The 26278-nt window shown below is 69.6% G+C and carries 19 protein-coding genes; 8 read left to right on the forward strand and 11 right to left on the reverse strand.

The genetic code is table 11. The features are described from left to right. Positions 1-13: 13 nt before the first annotated feature. Positions 14-1045: a CDP-glycerol glycerophosphotransferase family protein gene (locus ACFCQI_RS08375; RefSeq protein ID WP_395120984.1), complete on the reverse strand. Its 1032-nt coding sequence runs from the start codon at positions 1043-1045 to the stop codon at positions 14-16. Further along, positions 1042-1860 carry a glycosyltransferase family 2 protein gene (locus ACFCQI_RS08380; protein WP_395120985.1) on the reverse strand — a complete coding sequence of 273 codons (819 nt, stop codon included), beginning with the start codon at positions 1858-1860 and terminating at the stop codon, positions 1042-1044. The genes ACFCQI_RS08375 and ACFCQI_RS08380 overlap by 4 nt, the downstream gene beginning before the upstream one ends. Before the next feature lie 297 nt (positions 1861-2157). Here ACFCQI_RS08380 and ACFCQI_RS08385 point away from each other — a divergent pair, with 297 nt between their 5' ends. Then, positions 2158-3054 (forward strand): glycosyltransferase family 2 protein, encoded by an 897-nt coding sequence (locus tag ACFCQI_RS08385; protein WP_395120986.1) that lies wholly within the window; start codon positions 2158-2160, stop codon positions 3052-3054. An 18-nt stretch (positions 3055-3072) separates the two neighbouring features. Here ACFCQI_RS08385 and ACFCQI_RS08390 read toward each other — a convergent pair whose 3' ends face one another. From ACFCQI_RS08390 to def, 5 genes are all read right to left on the reverse strand, one after another. Next, entirely contained in the window at positions 3073-4350 is a 1278-nt protein-coding gene (locus ACFCQI_RS08390; RefSeq protein ID WP_395120987.1) for an O-antigen ligase family protein, read from the reverse strand. A gap of 67 nt (positions 4351-4417) precedes the next feature. Then, entirely contained in the window at positions 4418-6169 is a 1752-nt protein-coding gene (locus tag ACFCQI_RS08395) for an ArnT family glycosyltransferase (RefSeq protein ID WP_395120988.1), read from the reverse strand. Positions 6170-6231: 62 nt separating this feature from the next. Next, positions 6232-7527: a 16S rRNA (cytosine(967)-C(5))-methyltransferase RsmB gene (gene rsmB / locus ACFCQI_RS08400; RefSeq protein WP_395120989.1), complete on the reverse strand. Its 1296-nt coding sequence runs from the start codon at positions 7525-7527 to the stop codon at positions 6232-6234. Then, complete coding sequence (gene fmt, locus ACFCQI_RS08405) at positions 7524-8450, reverse strand: methionyl-tRNA formyltransferase (protein ID WP_395121314.1); 927 nt, start codon at positions 8448-8450, stop codon at positions 7524-7526. Before fmt ends, rsmB begins: the two co-directional genes overlap by 4 nt. 11 nt (positions 8451-8461) lie before the next feature. Further along, a complete protein-coding gene (def, locus tag ACFCQI_RS08410) occupies positions 8462-8971 on the reverse strand; it encodes a peptide deformylase (RefSeq protein WP_395120990.1) in 510 nt (169 codons plus the stop codon). A 188-nt stretch (positions 8972-9159) separates the two neighbouring features. Between def and ACFCQI_RS08415 the strand changes: the two genes are divergently transcribed. From ACFCQI_RS08415 to ACFCQI_RS08445, 7 genes are all read left to right on the forward strand, one after another. Beyond that, positions 9160-10281 (forward strand): LysM peptidoglycan-binding domain-containing protein, encoded by a 1122-nt coding sequence (locus ACFCQI_RS08415; protein WP_395120991.1) that lies wholly within the window; start codon positions 9160-9162, stop codon positions 10279-10281. Between the two features lie 86 nt (positions 10282-10367). Then, a complete protein-coding gene (gene dprA / locus ACFCQI_RS08420; protein ID WP_395120992.1) occupies positions 10368-11513 on the forward strand; it encodes a DNA-processing protein DprA in 1146 nt (381 codons plus the stop codon). A gap of 82 nt (positions 11514-11595) precedes the next feature. Further along, positions 11596-14094 (forward strand): DNA topoisomerase I, encoded by a 2499-nt coding sequence (locus ACFCQI_RS08425; protein WP_395120993.1) that lies wholly within the window; start codon positions 11596-11598, stop codon positions 14092-14094. Beyond that, a complete protein-coding gene (locus ACFCQI_RS08430; protein WP_395120994.1) occupies positions 14094-14666 on the forward strand; it encodes an L-threonylcarbamoyladenylate synthase in 573 nt (190 codons plus the stop codon). The genes ACFCQI_RS08425 and ACFCQI_RS08430 overlap by 1 nt, the downstream gene beginning before the upstream one ends. A 121-nt stretch (positions 14667-14787) precedes the next feature. Next, the gene (locus tag ACFCQI_RS08435; RefSeq protein ID WP_395120995.1) at positions 14788-16161 is read left to right on the forward strand and encodes an AMP-binding protein; all 1374 of its coding nucleotides are present in this window, start codon (positions 14788-14790) and stop codon (positions 16159-16161) included. 67 nt (positions 16162-16228) lie between these two features. After that, positions 16229-17512 carry a phosphoribosylamine--glycine ligase gene (gene purD / locus ACFCQI_RS08440; RefSeq protein WP_395120996.1) on the forward strand — a complete coding sequence of 428 codons (1284 nt, stop codon included), beginning with the start codon at positions 16229-16231 and terminating at the stop codon, positions 17510-17512. Positions 17513-17685: 173 nt separating this feature from the next. Then, positions 17686-18558 carry a YbaY family lipoprotein gene (locus tag ACFCQI_RS08445; protein ID WP_395120997.1) on the forward strand — a complete coding sequence of 291 codons (873 nt, stop codon included), beginning with the start codon at positions 17686-17688 and terminating at the stop codon, positions 18556-18558. A 117-nt stretch (positions 18559-18675) separates the two neighbouring features. Here the strand turns inward: ACFCQI_RS08445 and ACFCQI_RS08450 are convergent, their stop codons facing one another. From ACFCQI_RS08450 to mnmG, 4 genes are all read right to left on the reverse strand, one after another. Further along, positions 18676-20523 (reverse strand): autotransporter domain-containing protein, encoded by a 1848-nt coding sequence (locus ACFCQI_RS08450; protein WP_395120998.1) that lies wholly within the window; start codon positions 20521-20523, stop codon positions 18676-18678. Between the two features lie 114 nt (positions 20524-20637). Then, entirely contained in the window at positions 20638-22965 is a 2328-nt protein-coding gene (locus tag ACFCQI_RS08455) for a Tex family protein (RefSeq protein ID WP_395120999.1), read from the reverse strand. A 144-nt stretch (positions 22966-23109) separates the two neighbouring features. Then, complete coding sequence (locus ACFCQI_RS08460) at positions 23110-23892, reverse strand: RDD family protein (RefSeq protein ID WP_395121000.1); 783 nt, start codon at positions 23890-23892, stop codon at positions 23110-23112. A gap of 88 nt (positions 23893-23980) precedes the next feature. Continuing rightward, positions 23981-25858: a tRNA uridine-5-carboxymethylaminomethyl(34) synthesis enzyme MnmG gene (gene mnmG, locus ACFCQI_RS08465; RefSeq protein ID WP_395121001.1), complete on the reverse strand. Its 1878-nt coding sequence runs from the start codon at positions 25856-25858 to the stop codon at positions 23981-23983. Between the last annotated feature and the right edge of the window lie 420 nt (positions 25859-26278).

Below are 26278 nucleotides of genomic sequence, written 5' to 3' on the forward strand. Positions count from 1 at the left end.
GATCAGGGCATCGCTAGGCCGGACCCCAGTAGCCGATGCGGCGACGCAGTTTCAGCTTGCGCCACAGGTTGAGCGGCTTGCGCCGGCGGTTGCGACCGCCGCGGGCGAGGAAGGCGTCGATCGCGTCGAGCACGCGCTCGCTGGAGCGGCCGTCGCGGCGCGGATGGATGGCGTTGCCGTAGTCGGCGATCGCCTGCATCAGTTCCGGCGGCCGCGCCAGCGCGCGTTCGATCGCCGGCTCGAAGTCCTTCGCGTCGTCGATGTCGAGCAACTGCGGCCCGGGGCGCCGGTTCTTGAATGTCACCACCGGCTTGCCGGTGAGCAGGAACTCGTTGAGCGCCGAGGAGGTATCCGAGCACATCATGTCGACTTGCGGGAACAGCTCCAGGATGTTGTCGTTCTCGGCGAAGGTGAGGTACTCGTTCTGCAGCGCCTTGAACTTCGCCGTGGTCTCCGGGTTCATCTTCGGATGGAAGGTGACGATCCAGTGCCAGCGACCGTCGCGCGACAACCGCTTCACTTCCTCGTACAGCGTCTCGGCGGCACTCCACGACGGCGAAAAGGTGGAGTGGTAGAGGATCACCGGCGGCCGGCGCACCGGCGGCAGCGGACCGGCGATCTCGCGCATGAACGGGTCGAGCTTGGGCCAGCCGGTCTCGGTCACCGCAAAGTGGCCGAGCTGCTCCGCCAGTGCCTGGAACTGCGCGGTATCGCGTGGACCGGTGGTGCAGTACAGATCGAAGAAACCGCGGATGTAGATGTGGCGCGGCTTGCCCGCATCGAAACCGTGGAACACCTCGACCTTCACGCCGGTGAAGAAATGCGGCAGGTGATTGCCCGGGGTCAGCACGGCGTCGGGCTTCCATGCGCGCACGCCGGCCACGTCGAGCAGGCGCTCGCCCTCGACCAGATCCTCGGCGCCGGGGCCGTCGAAAAACCACGCCGCCTCGCCGCCGCGGGCGCGCACCGCCTCCTGCAGCGGGCGCAGGATGGCCAGCGCGTAGCGCTCGGAGCCGTACATCAGGTAGCGTCTGGGACTGTTCATTCGATGCTCGCGCCCTGCGCGCGCAGCGCGCTGGCGGCCTGTTCGACGGATGCCGGGTTGCGCGTCATCTCGTAGTAGCGCATGCGCTTGTACAGTGCGTAGCTGGCGGCGGTCTGCGCGATCACGAAGCCGCGCCAGCCATCCAGGCAGGCCAGCCGGAACAGGTAATCCTTGAGGAAAGCCAGCACGTAGACGAACGGCGCCTGCCACATCCGCGCCGGCTTGCCCTTGTCCAGCCAGTCGCGGCATTTCAGCTCGGCGTACTGCAGCACCTTGAGCTGCTTGTGCACCAGGGTCGGGTTGTTGGTGTGCAGGAAGCTGCCGCGCAGGGTGGGCGCGGGGCCATCGAACTGCAGCGATTCGTGCACGCGCGCATCGCTCCAGCGCGCGCGGCCGCGGTGGTACAGGCGGGCCATGCGCTCGCCCGTGGCTGGCCGGTACCAGCGCATCGGCGCGCCCATGTAGACCGTGCTGCGGCGCAGGTACGCGGCGGCAGCGTGGCCGGCCATCAGTGCGGGCAGGCGCCGCTGCAGTTCGTCGGCGAGGTCGCCGCCGAGGTATTCGTCGGCGTCCAGGACCAGGATCCAGTCGTGCGCGCACTGGCCGGCGGCGAAATTGCGCTGCGGCCCGAAACCCAGCCAGTCCTGGTGGACGACGCGCGCGCCATGCGCCTGCGCGATCGCCACGGTGTCGTCGTCGCTGCCGCAATCGACGACCAGTTTCTCGGCGGCAAACGGCACGCTGTCCAGGCAGCGGGCGATGTGGGCCGCCTCGTTGCGGGTGATCACGGCGAGGGTCAGGGGAAACGCGGGCATGGCGGCGATTCTAGCCGAATCATGCGAGTGGTCCGCCGCTGCGTTATGCTGTGAATGCGGAGTGAATTCCGTGGCTGGCGTGCGATTGGAGGGATTCCGGACGCCGCAGCCTCCTGGAGCGGTTGCCGTGGGACGGCGTAAGGGGCGCAGGGCGCCCACAGTCAGCGTCAGGTTCGCCGCAAGCCGGATATCGGCGCGGATCGTCCGACGCGAGACATGGAAGCGGAACATCGCGTCCGCCAGCGGCCGGAGGCCGCATCCAATGCAGTCTTCATGTACCGCTGTGGGGGGCATGCCATGCGCATCAGTGTTGCCGTGATCACCTATAACTGGCCCGAGGCGCTGGAACTGGTGCTGCGCGCGCTGGCCAGCCAGACCGAACTGCCGCACGAGGTGATCGTCACCGACGACGGCTCGCGCCCGGCCACCAGCGAACTGCTGCGACGCCTGGCGCACGACTATCCGGTGCGGCTGGTGCACCTGTGGCAGCCCGACGACGGTGCGCGCATGAGCCGCGCGCGCAACCGCGCAATCGCCGCCGCGCAGGGCGACTACATCATCCTGCTCGACGGCGACATGGTGGTCGAGCGGCATTTCATCGCCGACCATCGCCGCTTCTCCCGGCGCGGCTGCTTCACCCAGGGTTCGCGCGTGCTCACCGATGCCCGCTCGGTGCAGGAGATGCTGGGCCGCGGGCCGACCTTTCCGGATTTCTTCCGCCGCGGCATCGACCGTCGCCGCCACACCGTGCGCCTCCCGCTGCTCGCCCATCTGTTCGCCCGTCCGAGCATGCGCCAGCGTGGCATCAAGAGTTGCAACATGGGTTTCTGGCGCGACGACCTGTTGCGCCTCAACGGTTTCAACGAAGCGATGACCGGCTGGGGTCGCGAGGATACCGAACTGGCCGTGCGCGCCTTCCACGCCGGGCTGCTGCGCCGCGACCTGCGCCTGGGCGCGCTGGCGGTCCATCTCTACCACCCCACCCGCAAGCACCTGGTGGACAACCCCAACGACCGCATCCTGGCCGAGACGCGGCAGCGCAACCTCGTTCGTTGCGAACGCGGCGTCGAGCAGTACCGCGACGAGTTTGCCGTCGCGCCGCTCGACCTGCGCGCGGTCGTTGCACCGACCCCGTTGCGGCCATCGATGCACGTGGGTCACGTGGCCGCGCCACCGGCCGCCGCCACTGCGTAGGACAGTCGTCCGCCTCGGTCAGGCCGCGGCCACCCGCGGCGGCTCGCGGTGGCGCAGCCAGGCAAGTCGCAGCGCCAGCCCCAGCACCACGAAGAAATAGAACGACTGCGTCATCACCCGGTAGAACACCGCGTCGGTGAGCGCGCAGAGCATGTACAAGGCGATCACGCCGACGCCGACGGCGGCCGGCAGCGCCACTTCGTCGTCCGCATCCAGCACGCGCCGGCTGAAGTAGCGCAGCGGCACCAGGAACACCGCCAGCAGCACCAGCAGACCTGGCACGCCGCCGGTGGCGGCCGCTTCCAGATACTCGTTGTGCGGCTGGTTGTAGCGTTCGATCGCGGCATGGCTGCGGCCGGCGGCGACCTCCTCGCGCGTATACGCGTCGAATTGGCCCACGCCGATGCCCACCAGCGGGTGTTCGCCGAAGGCGCGCGCCGCGGTGCGCCACATCTCCAGCCGCTCGATCACGGCGCCGCGGGTGGCCTGGCTATGGTCGAAGCGGGTGACCTCCGGCGCGATGGCCTGGAACCGCTCCACCATTTCGCCGCGCATGCCGAAGGTGACGGTCCCGGCCACCACAGACACGGCACCGACCAGCAGCAGGCTGGAGCGCCAGTGTCCGCAGCGCCGCGCGTGCAGCAGCACCAGCAGCAGGAACACCGGCGCAAATGCCAGCAGCGGGCCGCGGCTCTGGGTCAGCAGCGCGCCGTACATGGCGCAGCCCATCGCCACCAGATGCAGCCAGCGTTCCCGGCGCCCCGTGCCGCGCGCCAGGAATTGCACCAGCGCCATCGTCGACAGGCCCAGCAACACCGTGGCCAGTTCGATCGAGGCCGACGGGCCGCCATTGAGGCCGTGCGGACGGTCGATGCCGAGCGCGTAGGCCTGCACCACGGCGGCCGCGCCCAGCACGATGGCGCCGAGGCTGAAACCGGCCCACACCACGCGCATCCGCAACGGCAGGCTGAAGCACGCCGCCACCACCAGGAACAGCAGAATGTGCGCCGGGCGATCCAGCGGTCGCCAGCCCAGGTCGTGCAGCAGCACGTTGAAGATCACGAATCCGATCATCGCCAGCGCCACCGCCACCGGCGGCCACGCCGCGCGATAGCTGCGCCGGATCGAGGCGGTGCTCGCCATCAGCGCCAGTCCAAGCAGGAACAGCAGCGCCGGCGGCAGCGCCTTGATCCCCCAGTCGATCGAGAACGACAGCGGCATCAGGGCCAGCAGGATCGACACTGTCCACGCCGGCCCGGGGCGCGCGAACACCTGCGCGAGGCGGGTATCGGTCATGCGCGCGTCACACTCGCGAAGACCGCCGCGAGACAGGCTGGGCGGCGTGGAGAGGAAGTGGTGCGGTTCATTCGTCGTCGTCGCCTGCGGTACGCGGGATGCACCCGGGTATTACCGCGTCGTGCCTGAACATCCACCACTCGCGGCGGTTGGCGTGGCCGACATGGATCGCCCGCGCGCGATCCACGCAAGCGCCCATCGCCTCGTCCAGGCTGAAGATCCAGCGTTGCGCGGGATCGCCCTCGAGCCAGGCGATCGCCTCGGCGTACTGCTGCGGCCACGGTTTGCGGAAGCCGAACTCGGTCACCGGGCCCTGCGCCATCAGCAGGTTCTGCTCCTTCCATGCGAGCAGGCCGATCGTGGCCTGCGGGCCGGCGATGGCGCGCGCCTCGACCATCACGTCGCGCGCCGAGCGGTCGCCGTTGAGTAGCGGATAGCCCCACACCCCATACACGCTCCACAGCACGCCGGCGAACAGCAGCCATCCCAGCGGCGCGCGGCGCACCCGCGTCAGCGCGGCGATGGCGAGGCCGGCCACGCCGATAGCCAGCAGCATCCACCAGATCCGCGGGTCCAGGCTCTGTTCGATCTTCAGCGCCCAGGCCGGGTGGCGATGGATCGCCAGCGCCGAGGCGGCGGCCAGCGTGCCGGCCAGCAGCACGGTCAGCGCGAACACCGCGATGCGCACGCCGCGCCGGCGCAACAGGCCGGGCAGCAGCGGCGCCAGCGCCAGCGCCACCATCGGCAGCGCCGGCAGGATGTAGACGTCGCGCTTGCCGGGGCTGAGCGAGAAAAACAGCAGCACCAGCACGGCCCAGCCCAGCGGCAGCAGGAAACGCGCATCGCGTCGTTTCAGCCGGCGCCACCACGCCGGCAGCGCCCACGGCAGCAGCAGCGACAGCGGCAGCCAGTCGACCACGATGATGCCGAGGAAGTAGAACGGCGAATGGATATGGCCGGTGGGCGTGGCGTAGCGGTGCACGGTCTGCCCGAACAGGATGTTCTGCACGTACTCGGCGTGCTGCGGGTCGCCGTCGGCATGGGCGATCAGCAGCATCGGCAGCAGCCAGCCGAGGATCGCCACGAAGAACAGCGCCAGCCCGCCGGCCCAGCGCCAGCCGCCGGTGGGCAGGGCGAGGTGCCGCCAGTGGCCGCGGCGCGCGACCAGGTACGGCACCAGCATCAGCAGGGCCAGCACGCCCACGCCCTTGGTCGCCACGCCCACGCCGGCGAAGAAACAGCCCACGGCGAACCAGCGCCAGCACGGCCCCAGCAGCAGATGGCGCAGCAGGCCGTAGTTGGCCAGCGTCATCCAGCCCAGCAGCAGCGGGTCGATCTGCGCGTTGCGCATCTGGTAGGTGAAGTGGATCGTGACCAGCAGCGTGGCCGCGGCCAGCAGCGCGCTGCGGTGACCCCACAGCCGCCGAGCCAGGTCGTAGACCAGTGCCAGCGCACCCAGCGCGGCGAGCAGCGAGGGCAGCAGAAAGGCGATGCGCCAGTGGCCGGTGAGGTAGTAGCTGAGCGCCTGCAGCCACATGAACACCGGCGGCTTGTCCGGGTACAGCTCGTGGCCGCGGTGCGGGAACAGCCATTGGCCGTGCTCGACCATCCATTGCGCGACCAGCGCGAAGCGCGGTTCGTCCGAGGGCCACGGATCGCGCAACCCCAGCCCGGCGCCGAGCACCAGCAGGGCGAACGCGCCGAACACGACCAGTTCCCAACGGGCGTCGCGCAACCACAGCGGGCGGGCGCGGGACAAGGGCACCGGGGACTTCACGATGAGGAGGATTCCGACGGCGGGGACAAGGATGGCAAGCATAATCGGCCGGCGCGATCTCCGACAGCCGGGGGCCTGATCGCGGGTCGACGAGACTTGGCCGCTCAGGTGTGCTTCTGCAGCACCGCGTAATACATGCCGTCGAGATCGCCGTCGCCGGGCAGGATCTGCCAGCCCAGCGCGGCGGCCTGGCCGACCGGCAGGCTGAACGGCACCGCTTGCGCATCCTTCTGCTGCGCCAGCCACGCTCCGATCACTGCCTCGTTTTCCGCGCGCAGCACCGAGCAGGTGATGTAGACCAGTCGCCCGCCCGGCGCCAGCAGCGGCCACAGCGCGGCGAGGATGCGTCGTTGCTGTGCGCCCATCGCGGCGATGTCGCTCTCGCGCCGATGCAGGCGCACGTCCGGCCGGCGACGGAGCACGCCACTGGCCGAGCAGGGCGCGTCGATCAGGATGCGGTCGAACGGTTGCCCCTTCCACCAGCGCGCGGGCACGCCGGCGTCGCCGACCACGATCTTCGCGTCCAGCCGCAGCCGCATCAGGTTCTGCCGGATGCGTTCGGCGCGCGCGGGTTCGAACTCCAGCGCGGTGAGGTCGATGTCGGCGCGCTCCAGCAGATGGCAGGCCTTGCCGCCGGGGGCGGCGCAGGCGTCCAGCACGCGCAGGCCGTCACGCAGGTCGGCGAGGTCGGCGGCGACCTGGGCGGCGCCGTCCTGCACTGCGAAGTGGCCGGCGTCGAAGCCGGGCAGCCGGGTGATGTCGGTGCTGTGCGGCAGCACCAGCGCGTCGGCCAGCCACGGGTGGGCGCTGGCGGCGTGGCCGGCGGCCTGGTCGATCAGCGTTTCGCGCTGGCAGCGCCGGCGATTGACCCGCAGCATCAGCGGCGGCTCGCCGTTGTCGGCCGCCATCACTGCGGCGGCCTGTTGCGGCCAGTCGCGTTCGAGCGCCGCGGCTAGCCAGGCAGGGTGGGCATGACGGGTGGCGGGTTCGGCGTCGAGCGCGGCCAGCCGCGCGGTCCGCTCGCGCTGCCAGCGGCGCAGCACGGCGTTGACCAGGCCGGCGAGCTGCGGGCGTTTCAGCGCACGCACTGCCTCGACCGTGGCGGCGACGGCGGCGTAGTCCTGCAGTTCGAGGATCTCCAGTTGCACCAGCCCCAGCACCAGCAGCGCGTGCACCGCCGGGTCCTTGTGGCGCAGCGGTTTCTCCAGCAGCCCGTCGATGGCCGGGTCGAAGCGCAGCCACCAGCGCGCGCCTTCGCTGAGCAGGGCCATCAGCAACGCGCGGTCGCGGGGGTCGGCCAGCTTCGGGGCGCTGCGCTCCATCACTTCGCGCAGCGAGGCGCCGCGCAGGGCGATCTCGGCCAAGCCCTTGGCGGCGAGGGCACGGGTGTCGGTTTTCACGGGCGCTGGCGCAGGTCGGGGCGGGCGTTGAGGTAGTCCGCCGCACCGATGCGCCTGCCGCCGGCACGCTGCACCGCGGCGATGCGCAAGGCGCCGCTGCCGCAGGCAACGTCGATGCCCTCGCGTCCGGCCGCCAGCACGTCGCCGGGCGCGGCACGGTGGTCCACCTCGATGGCTTGGGCGGCCCAGATCCGCAGTGGCTCGCCGGCGATCTCGGCCTCGGCCACCGGCCACGGGTCGAATGCGCGCACCTGGCGCTCCAGCTCGATGGCCGGGCGGTTGAAGTCGAGTTTCGCCTCGGCCTTCTCCAGCTTGTGCGCGTAGGTCACCCCATCGGCCGGTTGCGGCGTGGCCACCAGCACCTCGCCGGCCAGCGTGCGGCGCAGGCCCTCAGCCAGCACCTCGGCACCCAGCACGGCAAGGCGGTCGTGCAGCGAGCCGCCGGTGTCGTCAGGGCGGATCGGGGCGCGCCGGTGCAACAGCACCGGGCCGGTGTCGAGGCCGGCTTCCATCTGCATCAGGTCGACCCCGCTCTCGGCGTCGCCGGCGAGGATCGCGCGCTGGATCGGCGCGGCGCCGCGCCAGCGCGGTAGCACACTGGCGTGCACATTCCAGCAGCCCAGGCGGGGGATCGCCAGCACCTTGCGCGGCAGGATCAAGCCGTAGGCGACCACCACCAAAAGGTCGGGGCGATAGTCGGCGAGCCGCTGCTGCACCTCGGCGGATTTCAGCGACCCGGGCTGCTCGACGGCGACCCCGGCGGCCAGTGCGGCCTGCTTGACCGGGCTGGGCGCCAGCTTGCGCCCGCGGCCGGCCGGACGGTCGGGTTGGGTATAGACGGCCACCAGCTCGGCGCCGCTGGCGCGGCAGGCCTCGAAGCAGGGCACGGAGAATTCGGGGGTGCCGGCAAAGGCCAGCCGCAGGCCGGCGCTACTCAAGCACCCGCCGCCTGCTTGCGCTGCTTGTCGAGCCGCTTCAGCAGCAGGCTGCGCTTGAGCGGCGACAGGTAATCGACGAAGACCTTGCCGTCGAGATGGTCCATCTCGTGCTGGATGCACACCGCCAGCGGGCCTTCGGCTTCCACCACGATCTCCTTGCCGTCCACGTCCTGCGCCTTGACCTTCACCTCCAGCGCGCGGGTGACGTCGGCGTACAAGCCGGGAAACGACAGGCAGCCCTCCTGGTAGACCTGCGAGCCATCCTTTTCCAGCAGCTGGGCATTGATCAGCGCCAGCGGCTGGTTGCGCCCCTCGCTCATGTCGGTCACCAGCACCCGCTGGTGCACGTTGACCTGGGTGGCGGCCAGGCCGACACCGTTGGCCGCGTACATGGTTTCGAACATGTCGGCCACGAACTGCTTCAGCTTCGCGTCGAACGCGGTGACCGGCGCGGCGCGGGTGCGCAGGCGCGGGTCGGGGAACTCCAGGATGGAAAGTACGGACATGGCATCACCTCGGCGTCGAAAGTGCGGGCGACTTGGTAAAAATCCCACCCCGACGCGATCTAGAATGTGCATCATTGTACGTCGGCAAGCACGCGAGCGCAGACGATTTTCGCCAACCCGCGCCGGTTGCGCGGGTTAACCATTCGGTTACACTCGACCGAGCATCTGGGGAAGGGGGATTCCCGCCAATGATCAGAAAGACAATCGTGTTGCTGGCCGGCATGCTGGTCACCCTGACCGTCTATGCCGCGGGCGCGCAATTGCGTGCCAATCACCCCGACAGCTACACCGTTCGCCGTGGCGACACGTTGTGGGACATCTCCGCCAAATTCCTGGCCAAGCCGTGGTTGTGGCCGGAGATCTGGCAGGCCAACCCGCAGGTGCGCAATCCCCACCTGATCTATCCCGGCGACGTGCTCAACCTGTCCTTCATCAACGGCCCGAGCCTGCGGCTGGAGCCCGGCGTGCATCGCGAAGGCGAGGCGGTGCCGGCGATTCCGCTCAGCCAGCTGAAGATGTTCCTGAAGGACATGCGCGTGCTGGATTCCAACGCGGTCAGCTCCGCGCCCTACGTGGTCGGCCTGGAAGAGAACCGCCTGCGCGGCGCCGTCGGCCAGAACCTTTACGTGCGCGGCTTGCAGGGCGAGCCGGGCCAGCGCTGGGCGATCGTGCGGCCCAGCCACGTGTTCCGCGGCTTCGACCAGAACGATCCGGCCGATGCCGACCTGGTGGCGCACGGCCTGGACAGCAACGCGGCAATGGTCAATGCGCCGTGGCGCGAGGATTCGCGCAACGACGGCCACTATGGCAAGGGCGACGACCTCGGCGTCGAGGTGACGGTGATCGGCACCGCCGAGACCCTGCGCACCGGTGATCCGGCCACCCTGCTGCTGCTCGACTCCACCCGCGAGATCCGCAGCGGCGACCGCATCATGCCGATCGACGAGCATCCGTACGACGCGTACTACTACCCGCATGCGCCGAAGTCGCTGCCGGCCGACGCCAAGGTGATCGGTTTCGCCGACGCCCTGCGCGCGGCGGGTTCGCGCCAGGTGGTGCTGCTCTCGGTGGGTGCCCGCGACGGCGTCGACAACGGCACCACGTTCTCGATCTTCGAGCCCGGCGAGACCATCCACGACGATGTGGCCAGCAACAGCTGGAACCGCGGCGTAGGCGAAAAGGTCAAGCTGCCGGACGAGTACGTCGGCCACGTCATGGTGTTCCGCACCTTCGACCGGGTCAGCTACGGCCTGGTGATGGACAGCCTGCGCCCGGTACACGCCGGCGGCCGGCTGACCGTGCCCGAATAGCGGCCATCGCAACGGCATCCTCCTACACGACGGCGCGGCCACCACCGCGCCGTCTTCGTCTGCGGTCGCTGCGTACACTCCCGGGCATGCATGATCCGCACCCTGATGACGACCACCGCGCCTGGCTGACCGCGCTGCGCACGCCCGGGCTCGGTCCCGGCGGCCTGCGCCAGTGGCTGGATCGCGGCGACGGCGACATCCATGCCGCGCTGGCGCAGTTGCGCCGTGACGGTGCCGGGCTCGATCCCGCCGCGCTGGCCTGGCTGGAGCACCCGGACGAGGCGCGCCTGGCGCAGGACCTGGCCTGGCTGGCCAAGCCCGGCCACCGGCTGCTGCGGTGCACGGATGCGGATTTCCCGCCGCAACTGGAGCACATCCCGCAGCCGCCGGCGGTGCTGTTCGTGGCGGGCGATGCGAGCCTGCTGCTGCATCCGCAGGTGGCCATCGTCGGCGCGCGCGCAGCCAGCGCCAGCGGCATGGCGCACGCGCGGGCGTTCGCCCGTACGCTGGCCGAGGCGGGTTTCACGATCACCAGCGGCATGGCCGACGGCATCGACGGCGCGGCACACGCCGCCGCACTGGATGCCGGCGCGAAGACGCTGGCGGTGATCGGCACCGGGCCCGATCGGGTGTATCCGCGCAAGCACCACGCGCTGGCCCGGCGCCTGGCCGAACACGGCGCGCTGGCCAGCGAATTCCCGCCCGGCACGCCGGCCCGGGCCGATCATTTTCCGCGTCGCAACCGGATCATCTCCGGGCTGGCGCTGGGCGTGCTGGTGGTCGAGGCGGGGCTGCGCTCGGGTTCGCTGATCACCGCGCGGCTGGCCGCCGAGCAGGGCCGCGAGGTGTTCGCGCTGCCCGGATCGATCCACAATCCGCTGGCCAGCGGCTGCCACCGGCTGATCCGCGATGGCGCGCGACTGGTGGAATGTGCGGCGGAAATCGTCGAATTGCTGGCCCCGGCGGCGCGTTCGCTGGGCCTGGAACTGGCCGCGCGGCTGGGTGGTGAGGAGGTCGGAACCGTCACGACGGCGACCGCGGCGGACCCCGATTATCGACGATTGTTGTCCGCACTTGGCCACGAACCGGCGACAATGGATGAACTTGTGCAGCGCACCGAGCTGCCGGCCGCGGCACTGTCCTCGATGCTGCTGATGCTGGAGCTGGACGGGCGCATCGAACGCCGGTCGGGCAACGCCTACCAGGTCATGCCCACGTCCCTGCGGGCTTGACAGCCGAAGCCGCGGCGTGGTTTCAACTATATATATGTCCGGCACGGAAGCGCCGGTGGTTCACTTTTGGATATCCCGCTTCATGGCAAAAAACCTGCTCATCGTCGAATCACCGGCCAAGGCCAAGACCATCAACAAATACCTCGGCAAGGACTTCCAGGTCCTCGCCTCCTACGGCCATGTGCGCGACCTGAAGCCGAAGGAGGGCGCGGTCGACACCGAACACGGCTTCGCGATGGCCTACGAGGTGATCGAGCGCAACCAGAAGCACGTCGACGCGATCGCCAAGGCCGCCAAGGAGGCCGATGACATCTACCTCGCGACCGACTTGGATCGCGAAGGCGAGGCGATCAGCTGGCACATCAGCGAGATCCTGAAAGAGCGCGGCCTGACCAAGGGCAAGCAGCTGCACCGGGTGGTGTTCTCCGAGATCACGCCGAAGGCGATCAAGGCCGCGGTGGCCGCGCCGCGCCAGCTGTCGCACGACCTGGTCGATGCGCAGCAGGCCCGTCGCGCGCTGGATTACCTGGTCGGCTTCAACCTGTCGCCGGTGCTGTGGCGCAAGGTGCAGCGCGGGCTGTCCGCCGGCCGCGTGCAGTCGCCGGCGCTGCGCATGATCGTCGAGCGCGAGGAGGAGATCGAGGCATTCAAGGCGCGCGAATACTGGAGCGTGGAAGCGCAGCTCAAGCACGCCGACGGCGATTTCAGCGCGCGCCTGTCCCGTCTCAACGGCAAGAAGTTCGAGCAGTTCGACCTGACCAACGAAGCCGATGCGCAAGCCGCGCGTGCGGCCCTGAAGCAGGCCGCGCGCGGCCAGCTCACGGTCAGCGACGTCACCTCGAAGGAGCGCAAGCGCCGCCCGGCCGCGCCGTTCACCACCTCCACGCTGCAGCAGGAGGCCGCGCGCAAGCTCGGCTTCACCACCAGCCGCACGATGAAGGTGGCGCAGGGCCTGTACGAAGGCGTGGCCCTGGGCAGCGAGGGCAACGTCGGCCTGATCACCTACATGCGTACCGACTCGACCATGCTCGGTGAGGACGCCATGGCCGAGTTGCGCCAGCTGATCGCACGCGACTTCGGCGGCCAGGCGCTGCCGGACGCGGCGCAGGTGTACAAGACCAAGTCGAAGAACGCGCAGGAAGCCCATGAGGCGATCCGCCCGACGTCGGCAATGCACACGCCGAAGTCGGTGGCGGCCTTCCTCAACGACGACCAGCGCAAGCTGTACGAGCTGATCTGGAAGCGCACGGTCGCCTGCCAGATGATCCACGCCACCTTGAACACCGTCACGGTGGAATTCGCGTTGCCCGACGCGCCCGGTGGCGACGCCTCGTTCCGTGCCAGCGGCACCACCGTGGTCGATCCCGGCTTCCTCGCCGTGTACGAGGAAGGCAGCGACCAGAAAAAAGCCGATGACGACGACGAAGGCCGCCGCCTGCCGCGGCTGGCGAAAGGCGAGGCCGTGCCGCTGCACGAAATCGTCGCCGACCAGCACTTCACCGAGCCGCCGCCGCGCTACTCCGAGGCGAGTCTGGTCAAGGCGCTGGAAGAGCACGGCATCGGCCGCCCGTCGACCTACGCCAGCATCATCCAGGTGCTGCAGAACCGCGAATACGTCTACCTCGACAGCCGCCGCTTCAAGCCCAGCGACGTGGGTCGCGCGGTGAGCAAGTTCCTCACCCAGCATTTCGCCCAGTACGTCGATTACGACTTCACCGCCAAGCTGGAGGACGAGCTCGACGCGGTCAGCCGCGGCGAGGAAGCCTGGGTGCCGCTGATGCAGCGCTTCTGGCTGCCGTTCAAGCAGCAGGTGGACGAGAAGGCCGAGTCGGTCGACCGCAGCGAGGCCACCGGCGCGCGCGAACTGGGCAGCGATCCGAAGACCGGCAAGCCGGTGTTCGTGCGGCTGGGCCGCTTCGGGCCGTATGCCGCGATCGGCGACAAGGACAGCGACGAGAAACTGCAGTTCGCCTCGCTGCGCCCGGGCCAGAGCATGCACACCATCAGCCTGGCCGAGGCGCTGGAGCTGTTCAAGCTGCCGCGCAAGCTGGGCCAGGCGGACAACGGCGACGAGGTCAGCGTCGGCGTCGGCCGTTTCGGTCCGTTCGTGAAGCAGGGCAGCACCTACGCCTCGCTCAAGCCCGAGGACGATCCGTACACGATCGAACTGCCGCGCGCGCTGCAACTGGTGGCCGACAAGCTGGAGATGCTGGCCAACCGGATGATCCTCGATTTCGGCAACGGCGTGCAGGTGCTCAACGGCCGCTACGGCGCCTACATCACCGATGGCGAGAAGAACGCGCGCATCCCCAAGGAACAGGAACCGAAGCTGCTGACCGAGGCGCAGTGCCTCGAATTGCTTGCCGCCGCGCCGGTGAAGAAGGGCCGCTTCGGCAAGAAGACGGCGACCAGGAAGGCCGCCGCGAAGAAGCCCGCGACGGCGAAGAAGACCGCCGTGAAGAAGGCCGCGACGAAGAAGGCGCCGGCGAAAAAGACTTCCGCGAAAAAAGCCGCGGCGAAGAAAACCGCCACGAAGAAAGCGGCGGCGAAGAAGTCTCATGCCGGCAAGGCCGGCGCCTGATGCTGCAGCGTTTCACGCTCGACGAAGTCGACGCCGCCGCCACGCTGCTGCACGACGGCGGCGTGCTGGCCTATCCGACCGAGGCGGTGTTCGGCCTCGGCTGCGATCCGCATGACCGGCAAGCATTCGAGCGGCTGTTCGCGCTGAAGCAGCGCCCGTCGACGCAGGGCGTGCTGCTGATCGCGGCGGATTTCGGCCAAGTCGAGCGCTGCATCGATTTCGCGGCGGTGCCCGATGCGGTGCTGCGGCAGGTGCGCGCCGGCTGGCCGGGGCCGTACACATGGATATTTCCGCGCTCGGCGCTGGTGCCGGATTGGGTGGCCGGTGCGCATGCCGGCATCGCGCTGCGGGTCAGCGCGCACGAACCGGCGGCGGCGCTGTGCCGCGCCTTCGGCGGCGCGCTGGTGTCGACCAGCGCCAACCCGCACGGGCAGCCGCCGGCCCGCGCCGCGCAGACCGTGGCGGACTATTTCGGTGACGCCCTGGACGGCCTGCTGGATGCCCCGCTGGGTGGCCAATCCAGCCCCACGGTGATTCGCGATGCCCTTTCGGGCGCTATCATCCGCGCCTGAACGTGCGGGGGGAGCGCACGCCGGTGCGGGATCGCGGGGCCTCGCGGTGGCGTTCACGTCACGGTCCGCGTGACGGCGCGATGCTGCCGCACGCCATTTGAGCATCCACGGAGACAGCCGTTTGGTTACCGTACACGACCCGCGCCAGCGCGAGCTTCCACCGCTGCTGCCCTTGCTGGCGGCTGCGGACCCGGCGCGGGTGGTGGCTTGGCGGCGGGGCGAGGCGATCAGCGCCGCGCACTTCCTCGCCGAGGTCCGCGCGGTGGCGGCGTCGCTGCCGCACGCACCGGCGGTGGTGAACCTGTGCGAGGACCGCTACGCCTTCCTGGTCGCGTTCTGCGCGGTGGCGTTGCGCGGCCAGGCCAACCTGCTGCCGTCCTCGCGTGCGCCGCAGGCGGTGGACGAGGTGATGAAGACTCACCCCGGGTGCCATGCGCTGGGCGATCAGCCGCTCGACCCGGCGCCGCCCGGTTATCAGCAACTGCCGTCGTTCGACGCGCCGCGACCGGCGCGCGTCGAGGCGCCCTGGCCGACCTTGCCGGCCGACCAGGTGGTGGCGATCGGCTACACCTCCGGTTCCACGGGCATGCCGACGCCGAACCCGAAGACCTGGGGCAGTTTCCACGCCAGCAACGCGGGCAACCTGGCGCGGTTGCATGCCATGGTCGGCGAGCGCTTCGAGGTGGTCGCCACGGTGCCGCCGCAGCACATGTACGGCATGGAGATGTCGGTGCTGTTGCCGCTGCTGGGCAACGTCGGCGTGCACACCGGGCGCCCGTTCTTTCCCGCCGACGTGGCCGCCGCGTTGGCCGCGGTGCCGGCACCGCGCGTGCTGGTGACCACGCCGGTGCATCTGCGCGCGCTGATCGATTCGGGCATCGGCCTGCCGGCGGTCGCGGCGATGGTATCGGCCACCGCACCGTTGCCGGTCGGGCTGGCGCGCGCCGCCGAGCAGCGTTTCGACGCGCCGCTGCTGGAAGTGTTCGGCTCCACCGAAACCTGCGTGTTCGCCAGCCGCCGCCCCACCGTGGGCGAAGACTGGCTGCTGTACGACGACGTGACCCTGCACCCGCAGCCCGATGGCACCGCGGTCGAGGCGCCGCAGCTCGGCGCGCCGGTCAGCCTGGCCGACCTCGTCAGCCTGTCGCGTGACGGCCGCCGCTTCCGCTTGTGCGGAAGGCATGCCGACATGCTGGAAATCGCCGGCAAGCGCGCCTCGCTGGCCGACCTCACCCGCCGCCTGCTGGCGATTCCCGGCGTGCGCGACGGCGTGGTGTTCCAGCACGGCGACGGCGACGCGCTCGGCGTGCACCGCATTGCCGCGCTGGTGGTGGCGCCGGAGCTGGACGAACATGCCATCCTCGAGGCGCTGCGCCGCGCGATCGATCCGCTGTTCCTGCCGCGCCCGCTGAAGCGGGTGGCCGCCTTGCCGCGCAACGAAACCGGCAAGCTGCCGCGCGCGGCGCTGCTGGCGCTGCTGCAGCCGTCAGCCTGACGCTCGGGCGGCGGATCGCTGCCGCTACAATGGGCGACTGCGCCGGGTGGCGAGCGGGAGTGCGGCAATGAAGGTTCTGGTCATCGGCAGCGGCGGACGCGAGCACGCGCTGGCGTGGAAGCTCGGGCAGTCCGTGCAGGTCGACGAGGTGATCGTGGCGCCCGGCAACGCCGGCACCGCGCGCGAGCCGGGCGTGCGCAACGCCGACGTCGCGATGAATGATCTCGATGGCCTGCTGCAGCTGGCGAAGCGCGAAAGAATCGGGCTGACCGTGGTCGGCCCGGAAGTGCCGCTGGTGGCCGGCGTGGTCGACAAGTTCCGCGCCGCCGGCCTGCGCATCTTCGGCCCGCGCGCGATCGCCGCGCAGCTGGAAGGCTCCAAGGCATTCGCCAAGGATTTCCTGCAGCGGCACAACATTCCCACCGCGCACTACGCGGTGTTCACCGAGCTGAATCCGGCGCTGGCCTACGTGCGCAAGCAGGGCGCGCCGATCGTGATCAAGGCCGACGGCCTCGCTGCCGGCAAGGGCGTGGTGGTGGCGCTGACCCTGGCCGACGCGGAGCTGGCGCTGCACGACATGCTCGGCGCGCACGCGTTCGGCGACGCCTCGTCGCGGGTGGTGATCGAGGAATTCCTCGATGGCGAAGAAGCCAGCTACATCGTGATGAGCGACGGCAGCCACGCGCTGCCGATGGCTTCCAGCCAGGACCACAAGCGCCGCGACGAGGGCGACCTCGGCCCGAACACCGGCGGCATGGGCGCGTATTCGCCAGCGCCGGTGGTCACGCCGGAAGTCGAGCAGCGCATCCTGAAGGAAGTGATCGAGCCGACCCTGCACGGCATGGCGGCCGAGGGTGCGCCGTTCATCGGCTTCCTCTACGCCGGCCTGATGATCGACAAGTCGGGCGCGCCGAAGGTGATCGAGTTCAACGTGCGCTTCGGCGATCCGGAAACGCAGCCGATCATGCTGCGGCTGAAATCGGACCTGGTCGAGCTGATCGACGCCGCGCTGGACGGCCATCTGGCGCAGACCCGCGCGCGCTGGGACAGCCGCCCCTCCATTGGCGTGGTGATGGCCGCCGCCGGTTACCCCGCTCGCGTGCGCACGGGCGATACGATCGCGGGCCTGGACGACATCGACGATGGCGACGTGAAGGTGTTCCATGGCGGCACCGCCCGCGACGGGCAGGGCCGCGTGGTGACGTCGGGCGGGCGCGTGCTCTGCGTGTGCGCGCTGGGCAGCGATCTTGCCGCGGCACGCGAGCGCGCCTACGCGGCGGTCGGCAGGCTGCGCTGGAAGGGCGCGTTTCACCGCCGCGACATCGCCCATCGCGCCTTGCATCGACACTGAAAGCGCTGCAGCGCCGGCACACGGCGTACGCGTGCGCACGGCGGGCGGGCGGGGATTGACTTTTCCGCGCCTGCTTTTTTGCGATATGCTTGCAGGCTCCCCCGCGTAGAGTCGTGGCGCCACCAGGCCCGCGCGACCACGTGCAGATTTCACGTAATAAAGAGGTTTCTGGCATGCGCAAGACGGTTTTGTCGCTGGTATCGGTTGCTGCGCTGGTCCTGGCCGGCTGCCAAGGTTCGTCGTCGGACCAGGCCGCAAATGGCGGTCCCGCCAAGGCCGAAAGCACGGCCAAGGTGTCGATCCCCAGTGAAGTCAGCGGCACGATCTCCCTGCGTGCGGGTACGGCGCAGCCTTCGGACAAGGCGACTCTGGTGCTGAACCTGGTCGACGTCTCCTCCACCGCCGTCGGCTCTGCGCCGCTGGCCACCAAGACCTCGCCGGCCGGCAGCTTCCCGCAGCCGTTCAAGCTCACCTTCAATCCGGCCGACGTCAAGCCGAACGACCTGTACGTGGTGCAGGCGATCCTTACCGATGGCGAGCGCCAGTACGTGATGCCGATCCAGGCGCCGGTGCTGGCCAAGGGCAGCCAGAACGACGCCGTGTCGATCCAGCTGGTCGCCGAGCAGACCCCCGGGGAAAAATTGCTGGCCGCGTTCGACGACGTGCAGAAGCAGCTCGGCGCGATGAAGGTCAACCACGGCACCAAGCTGGAGAAGGATGCCTCGCGCGGCTGGCAGCTGTTCCGTCAGGACGGCCAGATCCAGTTCATCCGCGAGCTGGTCGAGTACACCAAGGACGGCTTCACCAGTACCGACTATGCCTACAAGGACGGCAAGCCGTGGGCGATCGTGCAGCAGCATATGGCCAGCCGCGACGGCAAGCCCACCTCGATCGACCGCGCCGGCTGGAGCGATGACGGCACGCTGGTGCTGAAGCAGCACCAGGTCGGCAGCGACGTGCAGCCGCTGGACCCGGCCGAGGCGGAGAAGCTCAAGCAGGAGGCGATGACCATCCTCGGCCTCGCCACCAACGGCAAGAACAAGTAAGTCGCTGCAGACTCTCCCGCGTCGAGCGGGAAGCTCGCAAAGAAAAAGCCGCCCGCATCAGCGGGCGGCTTTTTTCATGGACGTGACCCGGGCCGGCCGAGTCGCGGCCTGGCCGGATCAGAGGTCGATCCGCACGCCCATGTTGACGCTGTTGTACTTCTGGCTGTTGTCGCCGAAGCGGCCGCTGTAGCCGATCCAGCTTTGCACGCTGGGGGTCAGCCGGGCGGACAGCCCCAGCGTGGCGGCGCCCCAGCTCTGGTCGGGGCTGAAGCCGGTCAGCGCGAAGCTGCCGTTCATGCTGTTGAGGCCGGCGCGGACCTCACGTGCATCGGCCTTGCTGTCGTGGTTCCAGCCCAGTTCGGCATACGGCGACATCACCAGGTTGTTGACCTGCCACTGGCCGCGCAGGCGCCAGCCGAGGGTGGATATCAGCGAGTCGCGCTGCTGGCGGCCGAACCACATCGCGCTGCTGTCGTTGCCGCTCTCGCTGTAGCCGCTGATCTTCACGGTCTGCCAGTCGACGGTGGCGAACGGGCCGGTCTGCAAGTCGTTGCCCAGCTCGAACCACCAGCCGCCGGTGACGCCGCCGCCCAGGTGCGAGCCGTCGGTCTTGCCGGTTTCGGTGCGCTGCATCGCGCCGATGTTCATGCGGCGCTCGATGTCCTTGAAGTTGGACTGGCCGAAGTTGACGTAGCCGCCCACGTAGCCGCCACCGTTGTGGTAGCCGACGTAGCCCAGGCCGCTGACGTCCTGCAGCTTGTAGCCACCGCCGCCGGAGAAGTCGGCGGTGTGCTGGCCCACGCCCAGCGCCACGCCGGCCGTGACGTGCTCACCGGCGAAATAGTTCGCGCCCAGGGTGAAGTTGAGGTTGTCGCTGTTGGTGCGCGGCGAGTTGTTGCTGGCGTCGAAACGCTGCCGGGCATAGTCGATGTTGACGAAGGTGCGCACGTCGCCGTCCTTGCCGGTGGTCAGCATCTGGTCGCGCATGACGCGGTTCTGCACGGCACTGGCCGCCAGCGGCGCTTCGCCGAGCAGCGAGATCTGCTCCGGCGCATGGATCACCGACAGCACGTACTGGCCGAGCATGGCGTGGGCGGCGGTGGTCGGGTGCACGCCGTCGGCGAACAGATAGGTCTGGTCGGTGCCGGCTGCGTAGCTGTACGGCAGGCCCGAGCCCTGTGGGCCGCACTGCACCGAGCTGGAACCGACGCCGCAGGCCGGCGCGGTGACGTTGCTGAAGCCGTAGGCGCCCGGGTTGGCGATCACTTCGTTGAGCAGCGCGTAGGTGTTCGCCGGGATGATGTTCAGGCCGTTGTTGCTCAGTTGCGCGAGGCCGCTGTTGAGCACGCCGTTGTAGAGCACGGCGAGCTGGCTGGCCCCGGCCTGGGCGGTGGCACCGCCGAGAGCGGCCTGCGGGGTCTTGCCCAGGTCGGGCAGGTTGTAGACCAGCACGTATTTCGCGCCGGCCGCCTGCAGGCCGGCGAGCACGCCGAGTTCGGTCTGCGCCGCGTTGACCGCGCCGGCGGCGATCGCGTTCGGATCGCTCAGCGTGCCGCTCAGGTAGAAGATGTCGTTGGCGCCGCCCCAGACCTGATACAGCGCGCGCGAGTCGGCCTTGCCGCCGTTCGCGCCGAGGTACATCTGCAGCTGCTGCGCGATGGTCGGCACCGGCGCGACGTTGTTGACGAAGCCCGCGCCGCCCCAAGCGTAGTCGGTACCGCCGGCCGCCGACGGTGCCAGCGTGAAGCCCAGGCCCGTCGCCACGTTCTCCGCCGCGGTGGTACCCGGGTTGGTGGTGAAGCGCAGCGGCGGCTGGATCGTCGGCGCGGTGGCCAGCGAAATGTTGCCGTTGTCGCTCAGGCTGTCGCCGAAGACGATGACGTTGCTGAAATCGGCGGCTGCGGCGGCCGTGCTGAACAGCAGGGCGGTCGCGATGGCGCCGGCCAGATGACGGGTGCGAAGCATGGAAGTACTCCTCGGCCGGGATGGCCTTGTTAGTTGCGGGTTACGGTACGGTATTCCATACGGAACCGCATGCTGCAGCGCATCGCCGCCGCAGGCGAGCCGGCGAGCGGCGATTCAGCGCTTGCCGGCGCGCGCAAACGCGTCGGCGAAGGCGTTGCTGGCCGGTGCGGCGGCGGGCTTGGGTGCGCCGCCGCCCGGGCGCGGACCGCGGCCGTCGCGCGACCCGCCGCGGGCCTCGCCGCCGGCACCCGGACGGCCGCCGCGCGCCTGCCCCGGCTCATCGTCCAGGCGCATGCTGAGGCCGATGCGCTGGCGCGGCAGGTCGACCTCCATCACCTTGACCTTGACGATGTCGCCGGCCTTCACCGCGTCGCGCGGATCCTTGACGAAGCTGTGCGACAGCGCCGAGACGTGGACCAGGCCGTCCTGGTGCACGCCGATGTCGACGAACGCGCCGAATGCGGCGACGTTGGTGACGCGGCCTTCCAGGATCATGCCGGGCTTGAGGTCCTTCACGTCCTCGACGCCTTCGGCGAAGCTCGGCGCGACGAACTCCGGGCGCGGGTCGCGGCCGGGCTTTTCCAGTTCCTTCAGGATGTCGCGCACGGTCGGCACGCCGAACTTGTCGTCGGTGAACTGCTCGGGCCTGAGGCCGCGCAGGAAGCCGCTGTCGCCGATGATGTTGCGCACTTCGCGGCCGCATTGCGCGATGATCCGCTCGACCACCGGGTACGCTTCCGGATGCACCGCGCTGGTGTCCAGCGGGTTGTCGCCGTTCGGCACGCGCAGGAAGCCGGCGCATTGCTCGAACGCCTTGTCGCCCAGCCGCGGCACCTTCAGCAGCGCCTTGCGGTTCGCGAACGGGCCGTTCGCATCGCGGTGCTTCACCACGTTCTCGGCCACCGACGCGGACAGCCCGGCCACGCGCGCGAGCAGCGCGGCCGAGGCGGTGTTCACGTCCACGCCGACCGCGTTGACGCAGTCCTCGACCCGCGCGTCCAGCGCGCGCGCCAGCTTGATCTGGTTGACGTCGTGCTGGTACTGGCCCACGCCGATCGCCTTCGGCTCGATCTTCACCAGTTCGGCCAGCGGATCCTGCAGCCGGCGCGCGATCGAGACGGCGCCGCGCAGGCTCACGTCGAGTTCCGGGAACTCCTTCGCGGCGAGTTCGGAGGCGGAATACACCGAGGCGCCGGCCTCGCTCACCACGATCTTCGACAGCTTCGCGTCGGGCAGCTTCCTGATCAGTTCGCCGGCCAGCTTGTCGGTCTCGCGCGAGCCGGTGCCGTTGCCGATCGCGATCAGGTCCACGCCGTGCTGCTTGCACAGCCGGGCCAGCGACACCAGCGATTCGTTCCACTGCCGGCGCGGCTCCAGCGGGTAGATCGTGTCGGTGGCCAGCAGCTTGCCGGTGGCGTCGACCACCGCGACCTTGCAACCGGTACGGATGCCGGGATCGAGTCCCATCACCGTCTTCGCGCCGGCCGGCGCGGCCAGCATCAGGTCCTTGAGGTTGTCGCCGAACACGCGGATTGCCTCGTCCTCGGCGCCTTCGCGCACGCGACCGAACAGGTCGAGCGTGAGATGCAGGTGCAGCTTCACGCGCCAGGTCAGGCGCACCGTCTCGCGCAGCCAGGCGTCGGCGGCGCGGCCGCGGTGGTGGATGTTCGCGTGGGCGGCGACGCGGCCTTCGCCCTCGGCGTGGCCCTGCTCGCTGTCGGCGGCGGGAGCGAGTTCCAGTTCGATCACGCCCTCGTTGCGCGCGCGCATCAGCGCCAGCAGGCGGTGCGAGGGGATCTTGCCGATCGGCTCGACGTGGTCGAAGTAGTCGCGGAACTTGGCGCCTTCGTTCTCCTTGCCCGCGACCACCTTGGCGCGAATCTGCCCTTGCGACCACAGCCAGTCGCGCAGCTCGCCGACCAGGTGCGCGTCCTCGGCGATCGCTTCCATCAGGATTGCGCGCGCGCCGTCGAGTGCGGCGCGCACGTCGGCCACGCCCTTGTCCGCATCGACGAACGCTTCGGCGAAGGCCTCCGGCGGTCGCGTGGGGTCCTCGCGCAGGCCAGTCGCCAGCGGTTCCAGCCCGGCCTCGCGGGCGATCTGCGCCTTGGTGCGGCGCTTGGGCTTGTACGGCAGGTACAGATCCTCCAGCCGCGCCTTGGTGTCGGCGGCGAGGATGTCCGCCTTCAAGGCGTCGTCGAGCTTGCCCTGTTCCTCGACGCTGGCGAGGATCGCCGCGCGGCGTTCTTCCAGTTCCCGCAGGTAGCGCAGGCGTTCTTCCAGCAGGCGCAGTTGGGTGTCGTCGAGGCCGCCGGTGACTTCCTTGCGGTAGCGCGCGATGAACGGCACGGTGGCGCCGCCGTCGAGCAGGTCCACCGCCGCGCGCACCTGTTCGGTCTTCGCGGCGATGTCGTGGGCAATGCGTTGTTCGATGCTGGGCATGGGTGGAGCGTTCCTGGCGGCGGCGCGATGCCGCCGGGTGAAAAGGTCAAGCCGTCGATGATAACAAGCGCCCGGGAATCGTCGGCGCGCCAATGAAAACGGCGCCGCGGACGAGCCGCGGCGCCGTGCGTGGAGCGAAGCCGATCAGGCGCTGAAGGAGTTGCTCTTGCCGGTCGGGCTCGCGTCCGGCTTGAACTCGCTGGCGCGGCCGTTCAGCACCAGGGTGCTGCAGATCATGTCGTGCAGGGCCTGCTTGCGGCGCGTCCAGCCGGCCATCATGAAGCCGATGAAGAGGATGATCGTGCTGAGGAACTTGGCCAGGTAGCGGCCCAGTGCCCGCCAGAAGCTGATCCGTCGGCCTTCGAGGTCGGTGACCCGGATGCCCAGTGCCAGCTTGCCCAGTGTGGCCTGCCACGGGGAGCTTTCGCACACGGCGAAATACAGCCAGGTCAGCACGGCGGTGAGCAGGATCGCCGTGCCCATCGTCGCGTAGTACTGGCCGTAGGCGGCCAGCATCACGTGCGGATCGCCGGGCGCCGCCATCATCGCCTGCTTCATCGTCTCCTGCGCGGCCCCGTCGCCCATCGAGCGCATGATCACCAGGTTGTTGGGGATGTACAGCACGATCGCGTCGAGGATGTAGGCCGCCGCCCGCTTCCAGAAGCCGGCGTAATCCTCCAGCACCGCGGCGGTGGTCTGCGGCAGCGCCTGCAGCGGGGTGGCCGGTGCCGCGTAGGGGTTGTCGGCTGGTGGGCTGGCGGCAGGTACCGCGTCGCGGAACAGCACGGACAGCGGCTGCCAGTCGGCCAGGCCTTCGTACCAGGCCAGATCGTCGGGGCTGACCTTGCCGCTGCGCAGCCACTCGCGCACGTCACTTTCCTTGTACGGGCCATGCCGCTCGCCATCGCGGCCGATCCAGATTTCCATTGCGCACTCCCCGGGGCTGTGTGGAGTGCGCATGATGCCATGAGTGTGCGCGCCGGCGCTGTGCCGGGAGTCGGGGGTGAGGCGATTCTCAGGCGGCGTCGCGGCGCTTCAGGTGCACCAGCAGCAGCGAGATCGCCGCGGGGGTGACGCCGCTGACGCGCGCGGCCTGGCCCAGCGTCGCCGGCAGCGAGCGCTTGAGCTTGAGCAGCACTTCCGCCGACAGCCCGCGCACTTTGTCGTAGTCGAAGTCGGCCGGGATCGCGGTGTGTTCGTGCCGGCGCTGGCGCTCGATCTCCTCACGCTGGCGTTCGAGATAGCCGGCGTACTTCACCTGCACCTCGACCTGCGCGGCGACGTCCTCGCGTGCCACCGGCGGGCCGAACCCGGGCACGTCGGCGAGGCTGGCGTAGTCGAGTTCGGGCCGGCGCAACAGGTCGATGGCGCTGGTCTCGCGGCTGACCACGATGCCGAGCCGGCGCTCGAGTGCCGCGCCCAACGCGTTGGCCGGGGCGGCACACAGGCCGCCGAGGCGCTGCAGTTCGCGCTCGACCGCCTCGCGCCTGGCGCGCAGCGCCTCGACGCGTGCCGACGGCACCACGCCCAGCGCGAAACCCTGCTCGGTGAGGCGCAGGTCGGCGTTGTCCTCGCGCAGGTGCAGCCGGTATTCGGCGCGCGAGGTGAACATGCGGTACGGCTCGATGGTGCCGTTGCTGGTGAGGTCGTCGATCAGCACGCCGAGGTAAGCCTCGTCGCGGCGCGGATACCACGGCGCCTTGCCCTGCACCGCCAGCGCGGCGTTGAGCCCGGCGAGCAGGCCTTGCGCGGCGGCTTCCTCGTAGCCGGTGGTGCCGTTGATCTGGCCGGCGAAGTACAGGCCCGGGATCGCCTTCGTTTCCAACCACGGCTGCAGGCCGCGCGGGTCGAAATAGTCGTACTCGATGGCGTAGCCGGGACGGGTGATGTGGGCGTGCTCGAAGCCGGGAATGGAGTGCACGAGTGCCAGCTGCACGTCGTAGGGCAGCGAGGTGGAGATGCCGTTCGGGTAGATCTCGGCGGTGTCCAGGCCTTCCGGCTCGATGAAGATCTGGTGCGAGGATTTCTCCGCGAAGCGCACCACCTTGTCCTCGATCGACGGGCAGTAGCGCGGGCCGACGCCCTCGATCTGGCCGGTGTACAGCGGCGAGCGGTCCAGTGCACCGCGGATGATCTCGTGCGTGCGCTCGCTGGTGTGGGTGATCCAGCAGCTGACCTGGCGCGGATGCTCGGCGCGGTTGCCGAGATAGGAGAACACCGGCGCGGGATCGTCGCCGTGCTGTTCTTCCAGCCCGCTGAAGTCGATGCTGCGGCGGTCGATGCGCGGTGGCGTGCCGGTCTTCAGCCGGTCGGCGGCCACCGGCAGCTCGCGCAGCCTTTGCGCCAGCGTGCTGGCCGGCGGGTCGCCGGCGCGCCCGCCCGCGTACTGTGCCTGGCCGATGTGGATCTTGCCGGCGAGGAAGGTGCCGGCGGTGAGCACCACCGCGCGCGCGGCGAAGGTGAGTCCCATCTGGGTGACCACGCCGCAGACGCGGCCGCCCTCGATGACGAGGTCGTCCACCGCCTGCTGGAACAGTTCGAGGTTCGGCTGGGTTTCCACCATGCGCCGGATCGCCGCCTTGTACAGCGCACGGTCGGCCTGGCAGCGGGTGGCGCGCACGGCCGGGCCCTTCGAGGCGTTCAGCGTGCGCCACTGGATGCCGGCAAGGTCGGCGGCGTGGGCCATGGCACCGCCCAGCGCGTCGATCTCCTTCACCAGGTGGCCCTTGCCGATGCCGCCGATGGCCGGATTGCAGCTCATCTGGCCGATCGTCTCGATGCTGTGGCTGAGCAGCAGGGTGCGCGCGCCGGTGCGCGCGGCGGCCAGCGCGGCCTCGGTGCCGGCGTGGCCGCCGCCGATCACGATGACGTCGTAGCAGGTGGGGTGACGCATGCTGTTGCCCGGAGCGCGCAAAAGTGACAAAAGTGGGCGTCATGGTAACGCGATACGTCTGCCGTCGAAGATTGCCTGAAAGTGGCATGGATCGTGCTTCATCCGGCTTGCACTTTCATGGGCAGACGCTGCGCGAGGATCGCGCGCCGAGGTCGAGCGGACAGGGGTTCGATCGCGTACCGTGAGAGGAAGCAAGACGGCACCTTCGGGTGCCGTCGTCTTTTGTGGCGCCGGTGGATGCGCGATGCGACGCCAGGCCCGGAAACACGAAGCCCCGCGGCATGCGCGGGGCTTCGTGTCATGTAGATCTGGCGCCAGGCGGTCTCAGGAACAGGGGGAATCCAGGATGACCGTATTGCCGGGCGCCAGAAAGCGATGGGAATTCGAAGGTGAAACGTGAGGTTGATCTTCGCCGGAAAC

It is taken from the genome of Rhodanobacter sp. FW102-FHT14D06 (genome assembly GCF_043950705.1).
In the GTDB taxonomy this organism is placed as follows: Bacteria; Pseudomonadota; Gammaproteobacteria; order Xanthomonadales; family Rhodanobacteraceae; genus Rhodanobacter.